Source organism: Pseudokineococcus marinus (assembly GCF_013004605.1).
Taxonomy (GTDB): Bacteria; Actinomycetota; Actinomycetes; order Actinomycetales; family Quadrisphaeraceae; genus Pseudokineococcus; species Pseudokineococcus marinus.
This window is the reverse complement of the sequence record NZ_JABEMA010000234.1, coordinates 1-4,846: the sequence shown is the minus strand read 5'-3', so window position 1 is coordinate 4,846 and position 4,846 is coordinate 1. Positions and strand designations below refer to the sequence as shown.

Annotated in this window: 6 protein-coding genes; all 6 read right to left on the bottom strand. The window is 75.1% G+C overall.

Translation table 11 applies throughout. The annotated features are described in order from the left end of the window. A partial coding sequence (locus HLB09_RS12935) for a hypothetical protein (RefSeq protein WP_212771034.1) occupies positions 1-218 on the bottom strand: 218 nt, incomplete at its 3' end. A 5-nt stretch (positions 219-223) separates the two neighbouring features. Next, positions 224-1,123 carry an N-acetylneuraminate synthase family protein gene (locus tag HLB09_RS12930; RefSeq protein ID WP_171203764.1) on the bottom strand — a complete coding sequence of 300 codons (900 nt, stop codon included), beginning with the start codon at positions 1,121-1,123 and terminating at the stop codon, positions 224-226. After that, positions 1,120-2,304 carry a cytidylyltransferase domain-containing protein gene (locus tag HLB09_RS12925; protein WP_171203763.1) on the bottom strand — a complete coding sequence of 395 codons (1,185 nt, stop codon included), beginning with the start codon at positions 2,302-2,304 and terminating at the stop codon, positions 1,120-1,122. Before HLB09_RS12925 ends, HLB09_RS12930 begins: the two co-directional genes overlap by 4 nt. Positions 2,305-2,409: 105 nt before the next feature. Continuing rightward, positions 2,410-3,180: an ABC transporter ATP-binding protein gene (locus HLB09_RS12920; RefSeq protein WP_212771033.1), complete on the bottom strand. Its 771-nt coding sequence runs from the start codon at positions 3,178-3,180 to the stop codon at positions 2,410-2,412. 1 nt (position 3,181) lies between these two features. After that, entirely contained in the window at positions 3,182-3,964 is a 783-nt protein-coding gene (locus HLB09_RS12915) for an ABC transporter permease (protein ID WP_171203762.1), read from the bottom strand. 758 nt (positions 3,965-4,722) lie between these two features. Beyond that, the coding region (locus HLB09_RS12910; protein ID WP_171203761.1) for a F0F1 ATP synthase subunit gamma at positions 4,723-4,846 on the bottom strand (124 nt) is incomplete at its 5' end.

Here is a 4,846-nt window from a genome sequence, read left to right as displayed (position 1 = left end):
GCCGCCACCGCGCCGCTCGCGAGGGCGCCGGGGGGCGGCGCCCACAGGTCGACGCGGCGGCCGAGGAGGAGGTCGCCCTCGTCCTCGAGCGGCCCGCAGCGCAGGACGACGGCGTCCGCGGGCAGGAGCGCGTGGTCGACGTCGAGCAGCCCCGGGGACCCCGCGACGACGAGCAGCGGGCGGCCGTCAGCGGCCGGGGTCCCCGGGGGGAGGGCCACCGTCCTCAGGCCCCGACGCGGCGCAGGCGCGAGAGGGGGGCCTCCTCGCCCGGGAAGACGCGCTTCACGCCGTCGCCCATGGCGGTCTCGAGGATCCGGATGTCGCGCACGAGGGTCTTCAGGCCGTGCGGCTCGAGGCTCGCACCGTGGTCGCTGCCCCACATCGCCCGGTCGAGGGTGATGTGGCGCTCGACGGCGACGGCGCCGAGGGCGACGGCGGCCAGCGAGATCTGCAGCCCCGTCTCGTGGCCCGAGTAGCCCACCGGCACGCCGTAGCGCTCGGAGAGTGTCGTGATCGTGCGGAGGTTGGCCTCCTCCGGGGGCAGCGGGTAGGTCGAGGTCGCGTGCAGGAGCACCAGCTTGTCGGTGCCGAGGGCCTCGACGGCGGCGTCGACCTGCTCCAGGGTGCTCATGCCCGTCGACAGGATGACCGGCTTGCCCGTCTCCTTGAGCCGCTGGAGCAGCCCCATGTCGGTGACGGAGGCGCTGGCGACCTTGTGGACCGGCACGTCCATCGTCTCGAGGAAGTCGACGCTGGGCTCGTCCCACGGCGAGGCGAACCAGGCGACGCCCCGGGCGGCGGCGTGCTCGGCGACCGCCGTGTACTCCTCCTGCTCGAACTCGACCTTGTACTTGTAGTCGAGGTAGGTCATCTCGCCCCAGGGCGTCTGGCGGATCTGGGACTTCTGCGCCTCGGGGGTGGAGATCTCGGGCGTGCGCTTCTGGAACTTCACGGCCTGGCAGCCGGCGTCGGCGGCGACGTCGATGAGCTGCTTGGCGATCTCGACGTCGCCGTTGTGGTTGATGCCGATCTCGGCGATGACGTAGACGGGCTGGCCCGGGCCGACGAGGTCCTCGCCGATCTGCACGGGCCGGGCGGGTGCGGTCGTGTCGCTGGCGCTCATGGCTGGGCTTCCTTCGCGGTGATGACGAGCTCGGCGAGCTCGCGGACGGCCCCGTTGCCTCCGGGGCGGGACAGCCGCAGGCGCGCTGCGGCGAGGACGGACGGCGCGGCGTCGGCGACCGCGGCGGGCCACCCGACGAGCGCCATCGGTCCGAGGTCGTTGACGTCGTTGCCGACGTAGACGACGCGGGCCGGGTCGAGGTCGCGCTCGTCCAGCCAGCGGGCGAGCACCTCGGCCTTCTGCTCGACGCCGTGGAGGACGTCGACCCCCAGCTTGGCGGCGCGGCGGGCCACGACGCCGTCGCGCTCCTTGGAGAGCACGAGCAGGGGGACGCCCGCGCGGCGCAGTCGCTCCACGCCCATGCCGTCGCTGCGGGAGACGCGGACGCTCTCGACGCCGTTCGTGTCCACCCACGCGTCGTCGGCGGTGTGGACGCCGTCGAAGTCGGTGACGACGGCCTGGACCCCGGCGAGGCCGGCCGGGGGGAGCGGCGCCTCGAGCACGCCGGCGAGGGCGACCGCGAGCTCGAGCTCCCCCTCGGTGTCGATCTCGAGGGCGTGCGCCTCGGGGACGCGCTGCACGGCCACGCGGCCGGTGAAGCGGTGCCCGGTCTCGCGCAGCGCCGCGGTGCGCATGACGTAGAAGGCGCCGGTCTCGCGCAGCTGCGGCTCCAGGTCCTGGCGCCGGGGCCGCACGGCGCGGTCGTGGTTGACGCCGGTGGCGCCCTCGGCGCCGTCCGTCTCGCGCCAGAGGAAGGCGTGCGTCTCCACGGCGGAGAACACGGAGTCCGCCTCGCCCGCGGCGACGGCCCGCACGGCGGCGTCGAGGTCCGCGGGATCGATGAAGGGGCTCGTGGGCTGCACGAGGACGACGACGTCGGCGCGCCGGCCGTCGGCCTGGCGGGCCTCCCAGGCGTCGAGGGCGTGGAGGACGGCCGACTCGCTCGTGGCCGTGGGGCCGGAGAGGTCGGCGGGTCGCTCGACGACCTCCGCGCCGGCGTCGCGCGCCGCCGTGGCGATGCCGGCGTGGTCGGTGCTGACGACGACGGCGTCGACCGCCGGCGCCGCGAGGGCGGCGGCCGCGGCGCGCCCGACGAGCGGGACGCCCCCGACGCGGCGGAGGTTCTTCAGGGGCACGCCCTGGGAGCCTCCGCGCGCCGGCACGACGACGAGCGCGGTCACGGGACCTCCGGGATCGGCGAGCACGGGCGGTCGCGACCGTAGCAGCGCGTCGCACCGCCCTCCGGGACGCCGAGGCGCGGCGCCCCGCGGTCCGACCGGTGCAGGTCAGGCCCCCCGCGTGTAGCGCTCGAGGACCTCCGGGACGCCGGCGTCGAGGACGAGGCCGCCCTTCTCGAGGAGCAGCGCGCGGGTGCAGAAGCGCTTGAGGTCGGCGTCGCTGTGGCTGACGAGGAACATCGTGCGACCCGCGGCGAGGAGCTCGTCGATCTTGTCGTGGCAGCGGGCGCGGAAGGCCTTGTCGCCCACGGCGAGCACCTCGTCGACGAGGAGGATCGGCTCGTCGAGGTGGGCCATGACGCTGAAGGCCAGGCGCACCCGCATGCCGGAGGAGTAGTGCCGGAACGGGGTGTCGAGGAAGTCGCCGACCCCCGAGAAGTCGACGATGCGGTCGAAGCGCTCGGCCAGCTGCTGCTTCGTCAGGCCGTGCAGCGCGCTGACGATGCGGATGTTCTCCCGGCCGGTGAGCTCGTTGACGAACCCGCCCGTGATCTCGATGAGGGGGGCCACGCCCCCGTTGACGGCGACCGAGCCCTCGTCGGGCAGCAGCACCCCCGCGATGAGCTTGAGCAGCGTCGACTTGCCGCTGCCGTTGACGCCGACGACGCCGACGGCCTCGCCCGGCGCGACGGTGAAGGAGACGCGCCGCAGCGGCCAGAACCGCCCCTCGTCGGGCGCCGTGCTCTCGCCGCGGGAGAGCAGCTCGCGCACGAAGAGGTTGCGCCGGCGGTGGCGGTTGAAGCGGATGCCGAGGCCGTCGACGACGATGGCGGGCTGGCCCGGCGGGATCGGTCGGCGGGCCTGGGGGAGGGCGCTCACGTCACAGCTCCTTCAGGGCCGGGCGCTCCAGCCGCGCGAAGACGACGGAGCCCGCGACCAGGGCGACCACGGCGACGGCGGCCGAGACGCCGACCGGGCCCCAGCCGCTGAAGGCCTCGGGGAACCAGGCCGCCCGGTAGAGGTCGATGATCCCGGCCATCGGGTTGAGCACGTACCAGGGGCGCACGGCCTCGGGCACGTCCGCGAGCCCGTAGAAGATGGGCGAGCCGTAGAAGCCGAGCCGGGTGACGAGGCCGACGATGTTGGTCGAGTCGGTGACGAGCACGCCGACCGGGCTCAGCAGGAGGCTCAGCCCCACGAGCAGCACGGCCTGGATGAGGAAGGCCAGCGGCAGGGCCAGCAGGTACAGGCTCGGCGGGTGGGCGAAGACGACCGCGAAGAGCACGACGACGGGCAGCGCGAAGACGTACTCCGTGCCCCGCGAGAAGACGGTCCGCAGCGCCCAGACCTCGCGCGGCAGGCGCACGGCGCCGACGAGCTGCTTGTCCTTCGTCAGCGCCCGCGGCGCGTCACCCAGGGCCTTGGACGTCCAGGTCCAGGCGAGCAGCCCTGTGATGAGGAAGAGGATGTAGGGGTCCTCGCCGACGTCGCGCTGGAAGATGACCGTGAAGACGAGGTAGAAGACCAGCGACATCAGCAGCGGGTCGAGGAAGGACCACAGCCAGCCGAGGACGGAGTCGGCGTACCGGACCTTGACGTCGCGGCGCACGAGCAGGCCCAGCACGGGCATCCCGGTCCGCAGGTCCGCCAGCCGCTGCCGCATGCCACCTCGTCCGCGTCGTCCCGCTCCCGCGGGCTGGGCGCGGACGGGACGCCCGCGCACCGGGCCCCCGGGGCTCCGGCGCAGCGAGGCTACCCGGGGCGCGTGGGAGCATCGGCCGCGGTGGACATCCAGAACTACTTCTACGGCCACGCCCAGGTCCTCGCCGGGGTGGTGGGACGCGCGCGCCCGCCCCGCACCGACGCCCTCGTCCAGCACGGCTGGTCGCTGCAGGACCCGCTGCGGGCGCACTTCGCGGACTTCCCCGGGCTGGGGGCGCGCCGCTACCTCGTCTTCTCGCACGGCTCGCGCACCTGGGCGGCGGGCGACGGCGCGGGCGCGGCGGCGCGGGCTCGCACCACGCCGGTCGGCGCGCCGTGGCTGCACCTGCTGCGGGCGCTCGGGCCCGAGGCCCTGCGGGGCGAGGAGGGCGGGGGCGTCCTCGTCTTCCCGGCGCACGGGACGGCGCTGCTGCGCCTGCGCCGCCGCGACGCCGAGCTCGCGGCTCGCGTGCGCGCCGAGCACGGGCCCTCCGTCGTCTGCCTGCACGCCGACGACGCCCGGGACCCCGCGGTCGTGGCGGCCTGGTCCGCCGCGGGCCACGACGTGCGCACCGCCGGGGGGCGCCGGGACCCGCGCTTCCTCCTGCGCCTGGCGGGGATGCTGGCCGGCGCGTCGTCCGTCGTCACCGAGGGCCTGTCCACCTCCGCGTGGTGCGCGGCCTCCGCCGGGGTGCCCGTGCGGGTGCTGGGGGCGGAGCGTCACGAGCTGGAGGACGCGGCCAGCGCGTCGGCGCCGCCCACGATCTCCGTGATCTCCTGGGTGATCTCCGCCTGCCGGGCCTGGTTGGCGAGGCGCGTGTACATCTTCACGAGGTCCTCGGCG